Origin of the sequence: Streptomyces sp. R35, from assembly GCF_041053035.1 — a bacterium.
Taxonomy (GTDB): Bacteria; Actinomycetota; Actinomycetes; order Streptomycetales; family Streptomycetaceae; genus Streptomyces; species Streptomyces lutosisoli.
In genome coordinates, this window is sequence record NZ_CP163440.1 from 5,410,273 (window position 1) to 5,428,186 (window position 17,914).

Annotated in this window: 17 protein-coding genes and 2 tRNA genes; 4 read left to right on the forward strand and 15 right to left on the reverse strand. The window is 69.0% G+C overall.

Going from position 1 to position 17,914, the window contains the following annotated elements:
* Nucleotides 1–126 precede the first annotated feature (126 nt).
* From AB5J50_RS24775 to AB5J50_RS24825, 11 genes are all read right to left on the reverse strand, one after another.
* A complete protein-coding gene (locus tag AB5J50_RS24775) occupies nt 127–900 on the reverse strand; it encodes a TetR/AcrR family transcriptional regulator (RefSeq protein WP_327429965.1) in 774 nt (257 codons plus the stop codon).
* Nucleotides 901–996: 96 nt separating this feature from the next.
* The gene (locus tag AB5J50_RS24780) at nt 997–2,511 is read right to left on the reverse strand and encodes an MFS transporter (protein ID WP_369260532.1); all 1,515 of its coding nucleotides are present in this window, start codon (nt 2,509–2,511) and stop codon (nt 997–999) included.
* A gap of 114 nt (nt 2,512–2,625) precedes the next feature.
* Nucleotides 2,626–4,899, reverse strand: a complete 2,274-nt coding sequence (locus tag AB5J50_RS24785; protein WP_369260533.1) for an ArnT family glycosyltransferase — start codon at nt 4,897–4,899, stop codon at nt 2,626–2,628.
* Complete coding sequence (locus tag AB5J50_RS24790; RefSeq protein ID WP_327429968.1) at nt 4,896–6,410, reverse strand: bifunctional glycosyltransferase family 2/GtrA family protein; 1,515 nt, start codon at nt 6,408–6,410, stop codon at nt 4,896–4,898. Before AB5J50_RS24790 ends, AB5J50_RS24785 begins: the two co-directional genes overlap by 4 nt.
* A gap of 14 nt (nt 6,411–6,424) precedes the next feature.
* On the reverse strand, nt 6,425–8,047 hold the full coding sequence (locus AB5J50_RS24795) for an ATP-binding protein (RefSeq protein WP_369260534.1): 1,623 nt from the start codon (nt 8,045–8,047) through the stop codon (nt 6,425–6,427).
* A complete protein-coding gene (locus tag AB5J50_RS24800) occupies nt 8,044–8,784 on the reverse strand; it encodes a response regulator transcription factor (protein ID WP_327429970.1) in 741 nt (246 codons plus the stop codon). The genes AB5J50_RS24795 and AB5J50_RS24800 overlap by 4 nt, the downstream gene beginning before the upstream one ends.
* Before the next feature lie 124 nt (nt 8,785–8,908).
* A complete protein-coding gene (locus AB5J50_RS24805; protein WP_369260535.1) occupies nt 8,909–9,823 on the reverse strand; it encodes an amidohydrolase family protein in 915 nt (304 codons plus the stop codon).
* Nucleotides 9,810–10,187, reverse strand: coding sequence for an antibiotic biosynthesis monooxygenase (locus AB5J50_RS24810; protein ID WP_327429972.1), 378 nt, complete (start codon nt 10,185–10,187; stop codon nt 9,810–9,812). Before AB5J50_RS24810 ends, AB5J50_RS24805 begins: the two co-directional genes overlap by 14 nt.
* Before the next feature lie 138 nt (nt 10,188–10,325).
* Nucleotides 10,326–11,195: a DUF2797 domain-containing protein gene (locus AB5J50_RS24815; RefSeq protein WP_369260536.1), complete on the reverse strand. Its 870-nt coding sequence runs from the start codon at nt 11,193–11,195 to the stop codon at nt 10,326–10,328.
* Between the two features lie 186 nt (nt 11,196–11,381).
* Nucleotides 11,382–12,317, reverse strand: coding sequence for a Bro-N domain-containing protein (locus AB5J50_RS24820; protein ID WP_369260537.1), 936 nt, complete (start codon nt 12,315–12,317; stop codon nt 11,382–11,384).
* Nucleotides 12,318–12,477: 160 nt separating this feature from the next.
* Nucleotides 12,478–12,834 carry an HGxxPAAW family protein gene (locus AB5J50_RS24825; protein WP_369260538.1) on the reverse strand — a complete coding sequence of 119 codons (357 nt, stop codon included), beginning with the start codon at nt 12,832–12,834 and terminating at the stop codon, nt 12,478–12,480.
* A gap of 88 nt (nt 12,835–12,922) precedes the next feature.
* Between AB5J50_RS24825 and AB5J50_RS24830 the strand changes: the two genes are divergently transcribed.
* A complete protein-coding gene (locus tag AB5J50_RS24830) occupies nt 12,923–13,435 on the forward strand; it encodes a MarR family transcriptional regulator (protein ID WP_369260539.1) in 513 nt (170 codons plus the stop codon).
* Here the strand turns inward: AB5J50_RS24830 and AB5J50_RS24835 are convergent.
* Nucleotides 13,432–13,596 (reverse strand): hypothetical protein, encoded by a 165-nt coding sequence (locus AB5J50_RS24835; RefSeq protein ID WP_369260540.1) that lies wholly within the window; start codon nt 13,594–13,596, stop codon nt 13,432–13,434. The genes AB5J50_RS24830 and AB5J50_RS24835 overlap by 4 nt on opposite strands.
* Before the next feature lie 327 nt (nt 13,597–13,923).
* Between AB5J50_RS24835 and AB5J50_RS24840 the strand changes: the two genes are divergently transcribed.
* Nucleotides 13,924–14,907 (forward strand): tetratricopeptide repeat protein, encoded by a 984-nt coding sequence (locus AB5J50_RS24840; protein WP_369260541.1) that lies wholly within the window; start codon nt 13,924–13,926, stop codon nt 14,905–14,907.
* A gap of 138 nt (nt 14,908–15,045) precedes the next feature.
* Nucleotides 15,046–15,411, forward strand: a complete 366-nt coding sequence (locus tag AB5J50_RS24845; protein ID WP_369260542.1) for a hypothetical protein — start codon at nt 15,046–15,048, stop codon at nt 15,409–15,411.
* Between the two features lie 252 nt (nt 15,412–15,663).
* On the opposite strand, the gene AB5J50_RS24850 is transcribed toward AB5J50_RS24845, so the two are convergent.
* The 3 genes from AB5J50_RS24850 to AB5J50_RS24860 form a co-directional block, all read right to left on the reverse strand.
* Nucleotides 15,664–16,287, reverse strand: a complete 624-nt coding sequence (locus AB5J50_RS24850) for a lamin tail domain-containing protein (RefSeq protein WP_369265502.1) — start codon at nt 16,285–16,287, stop codon at nt 15,664–15,666.
* Nucleotides 16,288–16,720: 433 nt separating this feature from the next.
* Nucleotides 16,721–16,793: transfer RNA gene (locus AB5J50_RS24855), tRNA-Arg, on the reverse strand.
* Nucleotides 16,794–16,986: 193 nt separating this feature from the next.
* Nucleotides 16,987–17,077, reverse strand: a tRNA-Ser gene (locus AB5J50_RS24860).
* 226 nt (nt 17,078–17,303) lie between these two features.
* Between AB5J50_RS24860 and AB5J50_RS24865 the strand changes: the two genes are divergently transcribed.
* Nucleotides 17,304–17,837 (forward strand): SSI family serine proteinase inhibitor, encoded by a 534-nt coding sequence (locus AB5J50_RS24865; protein WP_369260543.1) that lies wholly within the window; start codon nt 17,304–17,306, stop codon nt 17,835–17,837.
* Nucleotides 17,838–17,914: the final 77 nt, after the last annotated feature.

Here is a 17,914-nt window from a genome sequence, read left to right on the forward strand (position 1 = left end):
CCCGCCGCCCCTACCCGTCCCATCCCCAGGGGCTCCGCCCCTTCGACCCCATGGGGGTGGGTGGGGTTGTGTGTCGGCTGCGGGTGAGTGGGGGCTGGTCGCGCAGTGGCCCACGCACGGGGACCCTCAGCCGCGCGCCACCATCGTCTCGATGCCGGCGATCAGCATCTCCAGGGCGAAGCCGAAGTCCCGCTCTCGCATCTCCTCGACCGTGTCACCCCCACGCGCCTCCATCAGATCCGCCGCACTCTCGAAGTTCGCCGCGAACTGCGGCTGTTCGCTGATCGTGCTCATGGCCTGGCGGAAGTACTCGTCCTGGGACATCCCCGCCGAGGCGCAACGCTGCACGAAGTGCCCCTCGATCGTGCCGAAGCCGTACACGAACTGGAACACCGCCGACAGCGCGCCCATCTGCCCGTACGGCGGCAACCCCGTGTTGCGGACCACCTGCTGCACGCAGAGCGAGAACGCCATGGAGTGCGGCCCGATGTTCAGGAAGTTGCCGATGAGCGGCGACACCCAGGGATGGCGCACCAGCAGCGCCCGGTACCCGGTGGCCAGCGCGCGCAGCTGATCGCGCCAGTCCTCCCCCGACTCCGCGTCCGGCAGCTCCAGTTCACCGAACACCGCGTCGAGGGCGAGTTCGAGCAGGTCGTCCTTGGTGTCGACGTACCAGTACACGGACATCGCGGTGACGTTCAGCTCGGCGGCCAGCCGGCGCATGGAGAACTTCGCCAACCCCTCCGCGTCCAGCAACCGCACCGTGACCTCGGTGATCCGCTCCCGGTCGAGCCCCGACGGCTGCCCACCGCCCCGAGCCGCACCGCCCCGGGGGGCCTTGCCCTCCAGCCAGACACTGGTCCGCGCCGGACGCTTGGCCCGGTCGGCTGCCCTCACCATGGCGCACCTTCCTAGGAACTCGGACTGCGGGTACGTACTTCTGCGCGGCGGGCCGGAATCCTCCGGTCCGCCCTCCTCGATGATGCTAAGCGGGCGCTACGCGGAAACCGCCACCGCGGAGTCTGCCCTCTCCGCCCGCCGCAGCAACGCCGCCGCCAGGAGTCCACCGAGAAGCACGGCGACCGCACCCACCAACTGGCTGGTCTCCAGCCCCGACGAGAACGCGTCCGTGATCCGCCCCCGCTCCTGCGCCGACCGAGCCGAGCCGAGCGCCGCCGGCAACGAACTCGCCGCCACCGGAATCAGCGCCGCGAACCGCGAGTTGAGGACCGCGCCGAGCACGGCCACCCCCAGCCCGTTGCCGAACTCGGCGAGCGTGCCGTTGATGCCCGCACCGACGCCCGCCTTCTCCCGGGGAATCGCGCTCATGATGGCGTGCGCCATGGCGGGGTTGGCCACCGCACACCCCGCGCCGATGAGCAGCAGCCCGAGCAGCGTGCCCCCGTACCCGTGCGCGGCGAGCGTCGCGATCGACACCAGCCCCGCCGACATCAGCACCATGCCGAGCGCGATCGACACCGGGGTCCCGAGTTTCGCCGTCCATTTCGCGGACAGACCGGAGAAGTTCAGGGCGACGACGGACAGGGCGAGCGGAGCGGTCCGCAGCCCCGCCTCCAACGGCCCGTATCCCAGGACGAATTGGAGATGTTGAGTGAGCAGGAACAAAGCGCCACCCATCCCGAAGGTGATGAGCACCGCCCCCGCAACGGCCCCCGTGAACCGCCGGTCCCGGAAGAAGTGCAGATCGAGCATCGGATACGGAATCCGGCTCTCCCAGTACGCGAACACACCGAGCACCACCACAGCCACCCCCGCCGTGACCAGCACCCGCCCCGAAGCCCACCCCTGCCCGGGCCCCGAGATGATCGCGTACACGAGCGCGGTCATACCGACGGTGGAGAGCAGCGCGCCCAGCAGGTCGGGCCGGTCGCCCCGCGGATTTTTCGACTCGGGTACGAGCGCCACCACCGCGACGAGCCCCAGCGCCGCCACCGGCAGATTGACGAGGAAGATCGCCCCCCACCAGAAGTGGTTCAGCACGAAGCCGCCGAGGAGCGGCCCGGCCGCGAAGCCGAGCGCGTTCACGGCACTCCAGATACCGATGGCCTTCGGATGCTCGTCGGGCGTGAAGATCTGCATGGCCACGGCGAGCGTGGTGGTGAGCAGCAGCGCACCCCCCACTCCCATCCCCGCCCGCGCGGCGATCAACTGCCCGGTGGAGCCCGCGAGTCCGGCCACCAGTGACCCGATCCCGAACAGCGCCAGCCCCGCCACCAGCATTTTCTTGCGCCCGTAACGGTCGGCCGCGCTGCCCGCGGTGAGCAGCAGCCCGGACTGCACCAGCGAGTACGCGTTGATCATCCACTGGATGTCCGAGGTGGACGCGTCCAGCTCCCGGGTGAGGGAGGGGATCGCGACATTCAGGACGGTGTTGTCGAGCAGCACGGTGAGCTGCGCGAGACAGATGACGCCGAGGATCAGCCAGCGCTGGGGGTGTCCTTGGGCGGCAAGGGGACCTTGGGGGCCTTGGGATATCGGCGTGCTTGACATGTTGTACACCGTAGAACAGTTCCCATACGCCGTACAAGAAAGTATGGCGACACCCCCGGACAGACCGATGGCCCGGAGCAAACGCTCCGGGCCATCACCCCGCGAAAGGAACCGTCAGCTGCTGGAGCTGCTGCTCGCCGCCTGCGTCAGGTCGTAGAACGTGGCCGAACCCACGGTCACCTTCTTGAAGTTGGCCGTCACCCACGAGCTGATCTGCGACGACGTACCGCTGCTGCTGCCGCCCATGCCGCCGCCCGAACCGCTGGAGATGAAGTAGTGGATCTTGCCGTCCGCCACGTACTTCTTGAACTGGGCCAGCGTCGGAGACGGGTCCGTGCCGTTGAAGCCGCCGATCGCCATCACGGGCTTGCCGGTGGCGAGCTGGTAGCTCGCGGAGTTCTGGGAGCCGATGGCCGCGGCCGCCCAGGTGTAGTCGTCCGCGTTCTTCGACAGCAGGCTCTTGGCCTCGGAGGTGACGGTCGCGCCGTTGAGCAGACCGCCGACGCCGCCGCCACCGCCCATGCCGCCCTCGCCGGTCTGACCGCCGGGGCCGCCCTGCCGGCCGTTCTGGGAGGTGCCGTTGCCCTGCTGGTTCTGACCGGGGAAGCCGCCCGTGCCACCGGTGCCGCCGGTCGGAGGCTGCCCCATGCCGCCACCCTGCTGGGTGTTGCCGTTGCCGTTCTGGGTGGTGCCGTTCTGGCCCGGCATACCGCCGCCGAACCCACCACGGCCGCCGACGCCGCCGCCACCAGGACCGCCCCCGCCGCCCATCATGCTCGCCCCGGCCGGACCGGCCGTGACGATGGACCCGGTGTGCCCGGTGTTCACGGTGGAGAGGGTGTACGCCGTCGGGCCCGCGACCGAGGCCACGAAGCTCAGCCCGACCGCCGCGAGCGCCAGTTGACGCCCCAGCTTGGCCGCGAAGATCAGGCCGAGCGCGCCGACCAGACCGCCGATGAGCACGAGCCACTTCAGCCAGGGCAGGTAGTCGGAGGTGCGGTTGAGCAGGACGTAACCCCAGGCCGCGGTAGCGGTGACCGCGCCCGCGAGGGTGAGCGACGCCCAGATCTTGCTCCGCTCCTCCCACAGGACCGTCGCGCCCATGCCGACGACGGCGGCGATGTAGGGGGCCAGCGCCACCGTGTAGTACTGGTGGAAGATGCCGGCCATGTAGCTGAAGACGACCATGGTCATCAGCAGCGCGCCGCCCCAGGCGAGGAACGAACCGCGGGCCAGGTCGGTCCGCTTGGCCTTGCGCGTCAGCACGATCCCGGCGACGAGAAGAATCAGCGCGGCCGGCAGCAGCCACGCGATCTGGCTGCCGATCTCGGAGTTGAACATCCGGTTCCAGCCGGTCTCACCCCACTGCCCGGTGCCACCGGCGCCGCCACCGCCGCCGACACTGCCGGTCTCGTCACCGTTGATGCGGCCGAGACCGTTGTAGCCGAAGGTCAGCTCAAGGAAGGAGTTGTTCTGCGAGCCACCGATGTACGGGCGGGAGGACGCGGGCCACAGCTCCACGATCGCGACCCACCAGCCGCTGGAGACGACCATCGCGACGGCCGAGAGGCCCAGCTGCCCGAACCGCTTCTTCAGCGTCACCGGCGCGCAGACCGCGTACAGCACGGCGAGCGGCGGAAGGATCAGGAAGGCCTGGAGGGTCTTCGCGAGGAAGGCGAAGCCGACCGCGACACCCGCCCAGACCAGCCACTTCGAACGGCCGTCCTCCAGGCCGCGGATCACGCAGTAGACCGTGACGGTCATCAGCAGCGCGAGCATCGCGTCCGGGTTGTTGAACCGGAACATCAGCGCGGCGACGGGGGTGAGCGCGAGCACCGCGCCCGCGATCAGACCGGCCGCGGGGCTGAAGCGGCGCCGGACGGCCGCGTACAGGACGCCGACCGTGGCGACGCCCATGAGCACCTCGGGGACGAGGATCGCCCACGAGTTGAGGCCGAAGATCCGCACCGACAGGGCCATCGGCCACAGCGAGGCCGGGGGCTTGTCGACGGTGATGGCGTTGGCCGAGTCGAGCGAGCCGAAGAACATCGCCTTCCAGCTCTGACTGCCGGCCTGCACGGCCGCCGAGTAGAAGGAGTTGGCGTACCCGGAGGCGCTCAGGTTGTACAGATACAGCACCGCGGTGGCGAGCAGCAGGCCGAGGAAGGCGGGGCGCACCCAGCGCGGGTCCTCGGGCCGGCCGCGCCAGAAGCGGCGCGGGAGGGGCTGCTTGGGCTCACCGGCGCCGGGCGCCGGAACCGGGGCCACGGCGGGCACGACCGGCTCCTGCAGGGCCGTCGACGTGGGAGGCCCCCACGAGGGACTGGCTCCCCCGGAGGGGCTCGCGCCCCCCGGAAGGCTCGTATCCGTATCGGGCTGAGTGGTCATCGCGCGTTCCTCGGATCGTGATCGTGATCGTGCGGGCGCACCGCCTGCAACTGCATGGTCGAGTCCCCCCAGGTGCGGTCCGCGGCTTCACCGGCGCGGAACTGGGCTGTGTCATACGTGTCGTACGAAGACTGCGGCGCCGTCGGGCGCTGGGGCAGCGGCGGGTGCCCTGCCTGGGCGTGCTGGGCGGCCGAGTGGTGCTGCGCCGTCGAGTAGGTGGGCGAGGCCGGGTTGTGCGAGGTCACCACCTGGGACGACGACGGCGTGTCGTCGCGCCGGTCGGGGAAGACCCAGGCCCTGAAGAGCAGGAACCGCAACACCGTCGCCGCGAGGTTCGCGGCGATGAGGACCGCCAGCTCCGTGGAGTGCGAGGGGCTGGTCGTCGCCGCGTTCAGCGCGGCGAGCGAGCCGCTGGTGAGGGCGAGACCGATACCGAAGACGACGAGGCCCTGTGCCTGGTGCCGGACGGCGCCGCCCCGGCCGCGTACACCGAAGGTCAGCCGCCGGTTGGCCGCCGTGTTGGCGACCGCCGACACGAGCAGGGCGAGCGCGTTGGCGACCTGCGACCCCGAGAACGAGCGGAAGCCGCTGTAGAGCAGCAGGTAGAAGAGGGTGGACAGCGCGCCCACCACACAGAAGCCGACCAGCTGCCGGGCCAGGCCCTTGGGTACGTCGGTCAGGTCGCGGTCGCGCGGGTCGTCCCCGAAGGGCCGGGCGAGCCGGTCGAGCGCCAGCGAACCGGTGGCGAGAGCACGTCCCACCCGCCACACCCCCTTGAGGTCGTCCGTCGCGGTCTTCACGATGTGCACCGTCGAGTTCGGGTCGTCGACCCAGTCGACCGGCACCTCGTGGATGCGCAGTCCGGCGCGCTCGGCGAGCACCAGCATCTCGGTGTCGAAGAACCAGCCGGTGTCCTCGACCAGGGGCAGCAGCACCTGGGCGACATCACGGCGGATCGCCTTGAAGCCGCACTGCGCGTCCGAGAAGCGGGCCTGCAGCGAGCCGCGCAGGATCAGGTTGTACGTGCGGCTGATGAACTCCCGCTTGGCGCCGCGCACGACACGCGAGGAGCGGGACAGCCGCGAGCCGATCGCGAGGTCCGAGTGACCGGAGATCAGCGGCGCCACCAGCGGCAGCAGCGCGTTGAGGTCGGTGGACAGGTCCACGTCCATGTACGCGAGGATCGGCGCGTCCGAGGCGGACCACACCGTCCGCAGCGCCCGGCCGCGGCCCTTCTGCTCCAGCCGGAAGGATCTGACCTCCGGAATCTCCGACTCCAGCCGCGCGGCCACCTGAGGGGTGGTGTCCGTGGACGCGTTGTCCGCAACGGTGATGCGGAACGCGTACGGGAACGTGCGCTTGAGGTGCTCGTGCAGTCTGAGCACACATGGCTGGAGGTCCTTCTCCTCGTTGTAGACGGGGATCACTACGTCCAGGACAGGCGTACCGGCGTCTCCGGCCGGGAGGTGCTCCCGCGCCGGCAGATTGCCGGGAGAAGAGTCGGTTCGCATGACAACGACTCTCGTCAGACGCCCTGTTGCACCCATGTGGTGGCGCTGTGCTGTACCTGTGAGTGCGATTGCCAATTTGTTTCCGGGACAAGCGCAGGCAAATGCACGGTGAACACGGTCCTGCCCGGGATGCTGTCGACGGTCACGGCACCGCCGTGCGCGGACGCGACGGCCTGCACGATGGCGAGCCCCAGACCGGTCGAGCCGGAGGCCCGGGAGCGCGAGGAATCACCGCGCGCGAACCGTTCGAAGACACGGGGGAGCAGATCCGCGGGGATACCCTGCCCGTCGTCCTGGACGTCCACGCACAGCCACGGCCCGTGCCGGTGGACGCGCGCGGTCACGGTCGTACCCGGTGGTGTGTGCGTGCGTGCGTTCGCGAACAGATTGACCAGCACCTGCTGGAGCCGTGCGGCGTCCGCCGACACCAGCGCGGGCTCCTCCGGCAGCTCCAGCCGCCAGTTGTGGTCCCGCCCGGCCGCCCGCGCGTCGCTGACGGCATCGATGACCAGGGGTACGAGGTCGGTCTGCTCGTACTGGAGCGGGCGGCCCGCGTCGAGCCGCGCGAGCAGCAGCAGGTCCTCGACGAGCCCCGTCATGCGCCCGGCCTCGGACTCGATCCGCCCGAGGGCGTGCCGGGTGTCGGGCCCGGTCTCTTCCCTGCCACGCCTGGTGAGCTCGGCGTACCCGCGGATGGAGGCCAGCGGCGTACGCAGCTCATGACTCGCGTCGGCGACGAACTGCCGTACGCGCATCTCGCTCTGCTGCCGTGCGTGCAGGGCGCCGTGGATGTGGTCGAGCATGCGGTTGAGGGCCGCGCCGACCTGACCGACCTCGGTGTGCGGATCGGCCTCGGACTCGGGAACCCGCTCGTACAGGGTGACTTCCCCGCTGTGCAGGGGGAGTTCGGAGACGCGGGTGGCGGTGGCGGCGACCTTGCGCAGCGGGCGCAGGGCGACACCGACGAGGACGCTGCCCGCGATGCCGGCCGCGATCAGACCGGCCGCGGTGACGCTCACCTCGACGATGATGAGGGTGTTGATGGTGTTGGTGACGGACGCGGTGGGGAGGGCGACGTAGAAGTTGCCCTTGCCGCCATGGACGTACGTGACGCGGTACTCGCCCAGGCCCGGGATGTCGATGGTGTGGATGCCGGTCTTGGATACGGAGCCGAGCGCGGCCTTCTGGGCCTCGTTGAGCTTGACGCCCTTCATGCGTTCAAAGACACCGCTGGTGGTGGACTCCTTGGCGATGACCGCCTGGGTGACTCCGCCGTCGTTGTCGACCGCAGCGGCGATGGTGTCCTTCTGCGTCCCCTGGCTGACGAAGAAGTCGAGCCTGTCCTCCGACGAGGAGACGCTGGAGGTGGTCGCCGACGGGTCACTGTTCGGGTCCATGGGCAGCCCATTGCCCTTGCCCGGATTCCCCGGCGGCCCTCCGGCTCGCTTGGCTGCCTCGGTGACCTGGCTGTTCAGCTGCTGATCCAGATGCTGCCCCAGCGCGATGGTCGTCACCGTGCCGATCACGGCGCAGACCACGGCGATGAGTGCGACCGCCGAGACGACGAGCCGCGTCCGCAGCGTGCGCGGCTGTCGTGCTCGCCTCTTCTGCGTACGCGGCCGTCGTCGCCCGCTCATGACGCGGCGGGCTTGATCAGATAACCGGCCCCACGCCGGGTGTGGATCATCGGCTCGCGCCCGGCGTCGATCTTGCGGCGCAGATACGAGATGTAGAGCTCGACCACGTTGGCCTGGCCACCGAAGTCGTACGACCACACGCGGTCGAGTATCTGTGCCTTGCTGAGCACCCGGCGCGGATTGCGCATCAGGAAGCGCAGCAGCTCGAACTCGGTCGCGGTGAGGTGGATGTTCTCGCCGGCCCGCGACACCTCGTGGCTGTCCTCGTCGAGGGTGAGGTCCCCGACGACGAGCACGGAGTCGGAACGCCGGTCGGCGGCACCGGAACGGCGGATGAGCCCACGCAGCCGGGCCACGACCTCTTCGAGGCTGAACGGCTTGGTGACGTAGTCGTCGCCGCCGGCGGTCAGGCCCGCGATGCGGTCCTCGACGGCGTCCTTCGCGGTCAGGAACAGCACCGGAACTTCGGGCAGTTCGCGACGCAGCCGACCCAGGACGGTCAGCCCGTCCATGTCGGGCAGCATCATGTCGAGGACGACAGCGTCGGGGCGGAACTCGCGGGCGGTCTGCACCGCACCCTGTCCGTCACCCGCGCTGCGGATCTGCCAGCCTTCATAGCGGAGGGCCATGGAGAGCAGTTCGGTGATCGACAGCTCGTCGTCCACCACAAGCACTCGGACGGGGCTCCCGTCCGGCCTCAGCAGTTCGGTGCGCCCCTGGGGCGAGGTCGTGGTCATAGCGGACACCTTGTCGGGGTCCTCTGAGAGCATGCTTTCGGGAACCTGTGATTTTCCTGAGAAACACACAGGTGCCTCTCAGGCAACTCCTTGGAAGATCATCGAGTGTCCGAGGCCGAGCGGTTCAGTGGTTGATCTTGAAGAGGCGTGCGCCGTTCTCGTAGCAGACCGCCCGGAGCCAGTCGTCCCCCAACCCGAGCCGTTCCAGGGCGTGCAACTGGTGGGCGTACGGGTACGGGATGTTCGGGAAGTCGGTGCCGAGGAGGACGCGGTCGCCAAGATCCGCGAGCCGGGGAAGAGCGCGCCGGGGGAGCGGGGCGAACCGCTCGCTGAAGTCCGTGAACGCCATCGTCGTGTCGAGCCGCACCTCCCCGTACCGCTCGGCGAGGTCGAGGAAGTCATCGTATTCCGGCATCCCCATGTGCGCGACGACGAGCCGCAGCCGGGGATGCCGGGCGAGTACGGCGGCGACCGGACCGGGCCCGGTGTGCTTGCCGGGTGAGGGCCCGGACCCGCAGTGCATCACGACGGGGACCCCGGCTTCGGCGAGCAGCCCCCACACCGGATCGAGGAGCGGATCCCCCGGGTCGTACGCCCCCACCTGCACATGCGCCTTGAAGACCCGCGCCCCCTCGTCCACCGCCGCACGCACATACGCCTCGACGCCCGGCTCGGGAAAGAGGGTCGCCGTGTGCAGGCAGTCGGGGGTCCGGCGGGCGAAGTCGACGGCCCACGAGTTGAGCCACTGGGCCATGCCGGCCTTGTGCGGGTAGAGCATGGCCGTGAAGGCCCGCACCCCGAACTCCCTGATCACCGCGAGCCGTTCGTCCTCGTCCCCGCGATAGGTGATCGGCCACTCGACGCCGCCCGTCAGCGGCCCGAGCCCGTCGAAGTAGTCCCACACCTTGCGCAGCACACGCTCGGGCATGAAGTGCGTGTGCACGTCGACGAGCCCGGGAAACCCGAGCCGCTCCCAGAACCCCCGGACCTCCGCCGCCTCAGCCTTCCCAGCCTTCTCCGCCTGCTCAGCCACGGGCACGCTCGAATCCATGACTGTGCTCGACCTTGGCGATGTGGAGGGTGTAGCGCTCGTACCAGTGGGCGCGCCCGTACTTCTTCGCCGCCTGATGCTCCATGTGGTGGCGCCACTCGTCGATGGAGGCCTCGTCCCGGAAGTAGGCGATGGTGATCCCGAGCCCGCCCGGCGTACGGGCCGCGTCCTCCCCGAGGAACCCGGGAATCTCCTTCACCAGCTCGCCCATGCGCTCGGCGGTCTCGTCATATCCGTTGTCGCCCTCCGTCCGCACGGAGGTGAACACGACGGCGTAGTACGGGGGTTCATGGGCCGCGACGGGTTCGGCGACAGGTGCAGCAGCGACAGGCGCAATGAAGTGATCGCTCATGTCCGCCACTCTCGGCTCGGGCGCCACGGCACGTCCAGCACCTTTCCGAACGGGATCCAAAAGGGATCGAAGTCTTGACCATTCCGCCGTGCCGGAAGAGACCTTTTCCGGCACGCCGTAAAGACACCGTCCCGCCTGCTAGAAGAGCCCGTCCTGCACACTGCGCTCCCCCATCTCCCTTACGGGAACGGTCAGTCCGGCCTCACCGCCGACACCGGTCAGCTCCCACCCCGTCATCAGCCGCGTATCAAGAACGACAACACCCCTCTCGGTCGCGAGGTGCAGATCGGGCCCGGCGGCGGCGCACAGCTCACCACTGACCACACAGCCCGCGGCCAACTCGCTCACGACACCCTCGACGGCGGGTATCCCCGCCAGCCCGAACACGTCGGTGTGATCGACGGGCTCGAACGGCGCGCGCCGGAGCGACTCGGGCCAGGCATCGAGCCGCCCCACGCGCGCGTGCAACTCCTCAATCTCGGCCACCCGCTCGCCTGGCCCCGGCAGCGCCGCGCGCACGGCCCGCTTGTCGGCGTACGGAATCCGATCCGGCACCTTGAGCGCGGCCCGCAGCAACTCCTCCGCCCGCCGCGCGGCCATCAAGGGCCCCTCCCCCAGCCAGCTGAACGTGACGGCCCCCTGCTCCAGCAACCGCGCGGACCCCCGCTCGACCCGGGTGATCCCCACCTTCACCATGCCGGGCCCGAACCACGCGAGATACACGTGGTACGGCCGCGGGTCATCGGCGATCGTGTCGGCGGCCACGGAGTGCGCCCGGTCCAGCCGCGCACACTCTTCGCACCGCGCCCCGGTACTCCGCCCCGACACGGCGGCCCGCACGGGGCAGTCATGCCCCCGCGCCCCCACACACGTCCGCACACCCCCGTCCACCACACCGAACGCCACCTGCTTCCCCCAGGCCAGCGGGCTCCGGCGCCCCCCGCCCCACACGAGCACGGGCCCGTCCGACGCCCACCGCAACCCCGAACATCTCCATGCCTGCCGCACACCGACGACAATAGGGGGCGGCACTGACAACGGTCCTGACCAGCGATGTTGCACGAACCGTCTACTCCATAGACGGTTCGTGCAACATCGCCGCACCAAGCCAAGCGGTCCGCTAACGTACGACGAGGCCCGAAGCCGCAACGTCGTTTTGCGGCTTCGGGCCTCTCTCACTGCGCTCCTACGGCACTACGGCAGCACGTACACCGGAGCCCCCTCCGGCGTGCAGCCCTGCTGCCGCATGCAGCCCCGCTTGAGCAGCATCCGTACACAGTCATACACACGCGACTGCGCCAGCCCCGTTCGGCCGGCAATCTCCTCCAGGCGGTAACGGGCACCGCCCCGCAGGAGCGCCGGAGCCAGGTAGGCCGCCACAGCGTGGATGTCCTCCGTGACGACGAGGTTCTTCTCCTTCCAGGCCGCGAGGAGCTCCTGAGGCGTCAGCTTCGGTACGGCAGCGGGCCGGGGACGGGCGGCAGGGTGAGCCAGAGCGTTGGCGATCTGCTGCAGCGCGTCGGCGATCACGGTTTGGCTGAGGCTGATCTCCCGCAACAGCTCGCCGCGCTCCTCCTGGAAGGCGAGCAGCATCTCGTCGGCCCGGACGTTCCGCTCTTCGAGCCGCACGATGGCGTCGGCGACCTGCTGGGGCATCACGTACGCGGTGCCGCCGCTGGGGGCGGGCTGGATGGGGGCCGGTTCGAGGGAGTAGGAGCCATCACGCTGGATAGTCTCGATGACCTCGGAAACCCAGACTTTGAACGGCTCACACTCAGGCTTAGTGCAACCGTTCACGAGCTGGACCAGCCCCTTGAGGTTCACCATCTTCATTGACTTTTGCAGCCTGTGACCTGCGAGTTTGCTCAGGGTGTCTGCTGTATAGACGCCTCGTGCAAACTCGCTCAGACGCTTCTGCCAGTTTGCGGCAACGTGCATCTGCAGGGCTTGGCGCGTGTTTGTGTACCCCAGGTGCCGGGCCACGTCCGCCGCCGGAAACCAGTGCTCCCCATCCGGCAACGTAAGCCTCCGCACCCGCGCCCCCGTAGCCGCGAACACGAAGTCATTGATGTCGATCGCGTCCTGCCGCTGTGCCGCCGACTCGTCCGGCGGCGTGTTCTGCTCGTACATCGAGCATCACCTCCGCTCCGGAAAATAGGCACACGGAAGGTCAACTCGGGGCGATAGCAAGGATGTTCACCCGATAGGCGACGGAGGTATCGATTCTGCCCCTGACCAGGAAGAACTAAGGAAGAAGAACGACGACGAAGCACTCAGCCGGCGGACTCGCTCACCGGCTCACCGGCTCACCCGTGCCCGCCTCCCCAGCCACCCGTACCGGAAACTCCGCAGGCCGCCCCCGCCCCGCCAGCCGGCATCCGACGCACCCGGGATGCCCCTCCCGCGCGGTGAGGTCCTTGACCCGCAACCCCCACTGCGCGGCGGGCCGGCGCCCCGGCGGCTTGCCCCAGCCGGAGAGGTGCAGCGCCCAGGTGACCGCGGCACCGATCGCCACGACAGCCAGCCCGCCCCACACCCCCAGGGCGTTCCCGGTGCAGACGCCGACAGCGATTCCCGCCACTCCTACCGTGGCGATCCCGCACCCGGTCCACCCCGCGATGGTGTGCCCCTCGTCCCACTGGCTCATCTCCAGCCCCCTCCTAAGCCAACGACTAGACTCACAACCCCTCACTACCTAAGAAATTCAGCACTAAAACCTCTCACGGACTAAGGGAATGTCGATGCAGCAGGGCGGCACACCGCACTCGCGGCCCTACCCGCGCCCACCCGCGACACCGGCACAGGCGCTCTCCGCCATGGACCACCTCATCGCGGCGAGCATGTTCGGCCAGCAGGAGATGGCCCAGCGGCTGAACCTGAACGTCACCGACCTCACGTGCTTCGGGTTCGTCCTGGAGGCCGGCGACACCCTGCTCACGGCCGGCGACCTCGCGGAGCGCGCGCATGTGACGACCGGGGCCGTCACGGGCATCCTCAACCGCCTCGAACGCGCCGGTTACGTCACCCGCCGCCCCGACCCCACGGACCGCCGCCGCGTCCGCATCGCCGCGCAACCGGCCGCGGTCACCCGCGTCCTGGCCCTCTACGAGCCCTACTACGCCCGCCTGACCGAACTCTTCGCCGAGTACACCCCTGCCGAAGTAGCCGTCCTGCACGACTGGTTCACCCGCACGGGCGAGCTGATGAGCGAGTACCGGGAAGAGCTCCGCACACAGAGGCCGGCCTAGTAGGGGTTCCGATGGGCGAACGCCCACGTGAAGATCCCAAAGGCGATCATCATCAGCAGAAATCCGGCGAGAAGGACCCCGCGGAAGAACGTCCAGTCCATCTTCCCCCGCTCAAAGGGATCTTCGTAGTCGACTCCATCGATGTCGTCACGCTCACTCATAAGACCCCCTTCTCGCCCAGCCCCTGCTGTCCGCCCCCGAACGCAAAGAGGCCCGGATCTTATCCGGGGCCTCTCACCTTTGTGCCCTCGGCAGGATTGGAACCTGCAACCTTCTGATCTGTACTGATCCGTAGGATCGGGCAGCTCGTTGGGAGGATGGCTCGCCTCCTCCCGGAGTGATCGCCGACTGTGGTGATCATCGGCCTCTGTGTGCCGTCGTTGCCGTCAGGGTTGCCGTCACTCACGGATCATCAACTGCGTGCTGCCGCGCAAGCGGAAGGGGTCACAGAACCTTTGGCCAAGTTTGGCCATGGATATTCTCTGGCGATGTCGAATCAGTCAGTGGCGGCGGGCGTCAGTCTCGCTCGTGTGATGGCGCACTGCGGCGGAAGTCCGGTCGGCGCCGTGAAGTTGCTGGTGGGGGCGATAGCCTCCGCGCCGGCGGCCCCGGAGCCCTATGCGACCCTCGCCGACTTGTGGCGGGACCGGCGCTCGGAGCTGGAGGCGGGTCTCGAAGGGGACGGCTCCTTGAGCGCTGTGCTGGCGCAGGCGTACTTCCTGTTCCTCAAGGGGGACATGGATGACGCGGTGATGGCCCTTGGTTCGGTCACGGGCGCGCGGCCGGACGTGCCGTGGGGCTCTGCCCCATGGTTCGGCGATGCGCGTCTTCTCGACGCGGTGAGTGCCCAGGCACTGGCGGAGGCGTGTCTGCGGACGTTGGACTACGGCCACGACCTGGACACCGACGAGATGCGTGAACGGTTCGCGCCCTGGTTTCACACCATCGACGTGGTGTCCGAACGGAGTCCGGTGCCGGAATCGCTCGCTGCCATGGCCCGACTGCCCCGGGCCTGCGGACGCTACGAGCTCTCTTTCGCCCTCTGCGACCGCGCCGATACCGTCGACCGGGTCATGTGGACCGCAGTCGCGCGGGCGAACACCTGGCGGGCGATGGGCGACCTCGACCAGGCTGCGGAGGCCTTCGAAGACGCCCTGACCCTGGACCCCGCCAACTGGTCCCTCTACCTGGACCTGGCCGACGTGCGTGCCGAGCAGGGCGACTTCGCCGCAGCTGTGGCCCTCGTCGAACAGGGCCTGCAACACGAACCGCAGGAAGTCTCCCTGCGTGCCGCAGGTGCCGCGTATCGCACGCGCCTGTCCGGCTCGTCCGACGACCTGCGGGCCCTGATCGCCATGGCGCCGGAGCTCGCGAACACCGCCTACCGGGACCTGCTGATCGACTATGCGTGCGCGGGACCGGGGCTGCCCCGGAACCTCCTGGCCAAGGCCCGCCGTATCCGCGAGAACTGAACACGCACCTGCGCAAGGGCTGTCGTGGGGCGGAGCCGAAACTCCGCGACCGCCAACGGCCGATCACGATCGTCGCCCTGCCGGCCGCCCCGGAAGCCCCCCGCCATCGAACCTCGGGGCTCATGCCAGCATGATCTCGTGGAAACTGTTGACCCGGACAACCCGCTCCAGCTGCTGATGGGTGCGGAGGTGGGTGCCGTGCACTTCGTACGTGATTACGTCGAGCTGCATTTTGACGGACCGGTCCTGCGGGCCTTGAGTGATCCATTCGGCCTGTACGACGGCCGCGAGTGGCGCTTCCCTGAACCGGGATCGCTGGACGTCATGCACAGCTACATCGGCAAGACGGTCGACGGCTATGAACTGGATCCGGACCAGATCCTCGCCCTGGACTTCGGCGAGCACCGATTCGCCATCCCTCTGGACGATGACTCTCGGGTGGGCCCTGAGGCGGCCCACTTCCTTGGCCCTGATGGCGTCATCGGAGGGATGTGGATCTGGTGACGACGGCGAATCAAGCCTGCGATTTGATGGTGGCGCCGGTCGCTGCAACCTGAACCGCTCCTTCGAGGTGCTGAGCACCCGTGCCGGCCTCCGCAAGGCAGGGCCGCTGCCACTGATCGGTACCAAGCCGCGAGAGCCAAGCTGCCGGCCTCCGCACGGAAGGCCGGCAGCTTGGCGACGTCGTCCGGGTGGGCGTAAGCGATCCTCATGGAGGCTCGTTCTCGCTTCGGACGGTCAGGCGGGCCGGGGGAATCAGCGGCGGTAGCCGCGGTGGTCGCGATCGCCGTGGTCGCCGCCGCGGTGGTCGCGGTCACGGTCGCCGCCGCGGTAGTCGCGGTCACGGTCGCCGCCGCGGTAGTCGCGGTCACGGTCGCCGCCGCGGTAGTCGCGGTCACCGTGGTGGCCGCCGCGGTGGTCGCGGTCGCGGTCACGGTCGCCCCAGGAGAAGTCGTCGACGAAGCGGCCGTAGTCGTTGCGCAGGGTGGCCGTGTCGGAGTGGTTGTCCCAGAACTCGTGGCGACGGTCCTGGAACAGGTCGCTACGACTGTCACGGCCCTCGCCGGTATGGACGCGGACGGTGGCCCGTCCGTCCAGGCGGTAGTGGTGGAAGGTGTAGGTGCGGCCGTCCTCGTCGGCCAGCGTCCACCCGTCCAGGTTCACGCCGTAGCGGCTGTTGTTGGTGATCTCCACCCACTCCTTGTTCAGGGAGCGGTTCGAGTCGTCGTTGCGGCGGCCCGGGACGTCGTACTGGACGTCGCTGATCTCCACGTTCGACCAGTGCGGGCTGTGGTCGGCCGCGGACGCCGGCAGCGTCACCGCCCCGACCAGGGCGCCGGCTGCAAGCGCGGCGGCAGCCAGACTGCGGGCGGTTACGATCTTGGAAACAGGCACAGGTTCTCCCTGCTCAGTGCACGCACAACCCCGCCTGCGGCCAGTCGGCCGACGGGGTGTGCGGTGTGGGGGTGGCGACCGGTCGGCCGCGCATCCACACCGTGGACCCGATGTGCCGGTAATGCGGATGAGACGTGAACTACGTTACGAATCACGCATATTACTGTGACTCTCCCATGTATCTCCCATTCATGAACCATATGCACCAGTTTGACGCCTCGGAACGACGACTGCCCGTGCGCCCGTTGACCCCGGACATTCGCCACCCTTGCCACGCCACCCCACCAACGCGTGCGACGCCAACCGAAAGTGAGTAACAAGCACAGGCGGCCTTCGCCCACCTCTCACCCCCGGGCGCTGCCGTCAAGACAAAAGCCAGAGGCCCCGTGGATTCCTCCACGGGGCCTCTGGCCTGCTGTGCACTCGGCAGGATTCGAACCTGCAACCTTCTGATCCGTAGTCAGATGCTCTATCCGTTAAGCTACGAGTGCTTGTTTTGTTTTTGTCCTGCTGTCCCGTTCCCCAGGCTTTTGGCCCGCTCGCGGCGACAGGAAGAACATTACATGACTGCCGCCGCCATGTGAAATCCGTTTGCCGCACCCCTTGTGAGCTGGGCAAACGCACTCCAGGGCTGGGTAACGCCGAAGCCCCGGTCCAGATGGACCGGGGCTTCGGATCTTGGCGCGGAGGCGGAGGGATTTGAACCCTCGATGGGCTTGAAGGCCCAAACCGCATTAGCAGTGCGGCGCCATAGACCGGACTAGGCGACGCCTCCCGCACAGCCGCCCGCGCGAGCGCGAGTGGTGCGTGCAGATGATGACACAGTCGAGTGCGGTGTCACCAATCGCCCCCCACGGTACTAGGCAGGCGGGCCGCAGAGCAAAGCCCGGATTCGGCGGGAGGGCGGGAGGGCGGAAAGGGGGAAGCGGGGGAAGCCGGGGGAAGGGGGTGGTGGCCGGATCGTCGTGCAACCGTGCGGGGCGCGTCGCGTTAGTCAGGGCATGTTGCGCCGTCTCGTTCTCACCGCCGCCGCGTCCGCCACCGCCGCGCTGTCCGCCGTACCCGTCGCGTCGGGCGCGTCCGCCGCGCCTATGTCGGGCGCCCTCATGTCCGGCAGCCCCATGTCCGACCCACCTATGTCCGGCAGCCCCATGGTCGGCGCCCCCCTCTCCGCCCTGATGCCCCCGCCGGCCCGCGACGAGGACTCCGGGGACCGGCTGACCGTGACCGTCCACGGCATGGGAAACGGTGCGGACGGGAGGTACGAACTGCGGTGTCACCCCGGTGGCGGCAGTCACCCGGATGTGGACGGGGCCTGTCAGCAGCTGGACGGGAAGACCACCTGGGGCAAGGACCCCTTCGGTCCGGTGCCGCCGGGCACCATGTGCACGATGCTGTACGGCGGTCCGGCCACCGCGCATGTCACGGGGACCTGGGCGGGGCGCCCTGTGGACGCGCGGTTCGACCGCACGAACGGGTGCGAGATCGCGCGGTGGGACGCGCTGGTGCCGCTGCTGCCGGACACCCGCGCATAACGAGGACAACGAGGACAGGGGAAGACGGGAGGAGGACAGGGTGGAGTCACAGCTGCCTCACGGTGGTGCGGGGCAAA

What these genes read in the sequence shown, in the direction of transcription:
- AB5J50_RS24775 (WP_327429965.1), bottom strand. Translation starts at nt 900, where the DNA reads ATGGTGAGGGCAGCCGACCGGGCCAAGCGTCCGGCGCGGACCAGTGTC.
- AB5J50_RS24780 (WP_369260532.1), bottom strand. Translation starts at nt 2,511, where the DNA reads ATGTCAAGCACGCCGATATCCCAAGGCCCCCAAGGTCCCCTTGCCGCC.
- AB5J50_RS24785 (WP_369260533.1), bottom strand. Translation starts at nt 4,899, where the DNA reads ATGACCACTCAGCCCGATACGGATACGAGCCTTCCGGGGGGCGCGAGC.
- AB5J50_RS24790 (WP_327429968.1), bottom strand. Translation starts at nt 6,410, where the DNA reads ATGCGAACCGACTCTTCTCCCGGCAATCTGCCGGCGCGGGAGCACCTC.
- AB5J50_RS24795 (WP_369260534.1), bottom strand. Translation starts at nt 8,047, where the DNA reads ATGAGCGGGCGACGACGGCCGCGTACGCAGAAGAGGCGAGCACGACAG.
- AB5J50_RS24800 (WP_327429970.1), bottom strand. Translation starts at nt 8,784, where the DNA reads ATGACCACGACCTCGCCCCAGGGGCGCACCGAACTGCTGAGGCCGGAC.
- AB5J50_RS24810 (WP_327429972.1), bottom strand. Translation starts at nt 10,187, where the DNA reads ATGAGCGATCACTTCATTGCGCCTGTCGCTGCTGCACCTGTCGCCGAA.
- AB5J50_RS24820 (WP_369260537.1), bottom strand. Translation starts at nt 12,317, where the DNA reads ATGTACGAGCAGAACACGCCGCCGGACGAGTCGGCGGCACAGCGGCAG.
- AB5J50_RS24825 (WP_369260538.1), bottom strand. Translation starts at nt 12,834, where the DNA reads ATGAGCCAGTGGGACGAGGGGCACACCATCGCGGGGTGGACCGGGTGC.
- AB5J50_RS24830 (WP_369260539.1), top strand. Translation starts at nt 12,923, where the DNA reads ATGTCGATGCAGCAGGGCGGCACACCGCACTCGCGGCCCTACCCGCGC.
- AB5J50_RS24835 (WP_369260540.1), bottom strand. Translation starts at nt 13,596, where the DNA reads ATGAGTGAGCGTGACGACATCGATGGAGTCGACTACGAAGATCCCTTT.
- AB5J50_RS24840 (WP_369260541.1), top strand. Translation starts at nt 13,924, where the DNA reads ATGTCGAATCAGTCAGTGGCGGCGGGCGTCAGTCTCGCTCGTGTGATG.
- AB5J50_RS24865 (WP_369260543.1), top strand. Translation starts at nt 17,304, where the DNA reads ATGTTGCGCCGTCTCGTTCTCACCGCCGCCGCGTCCGCCACCGCCGCG.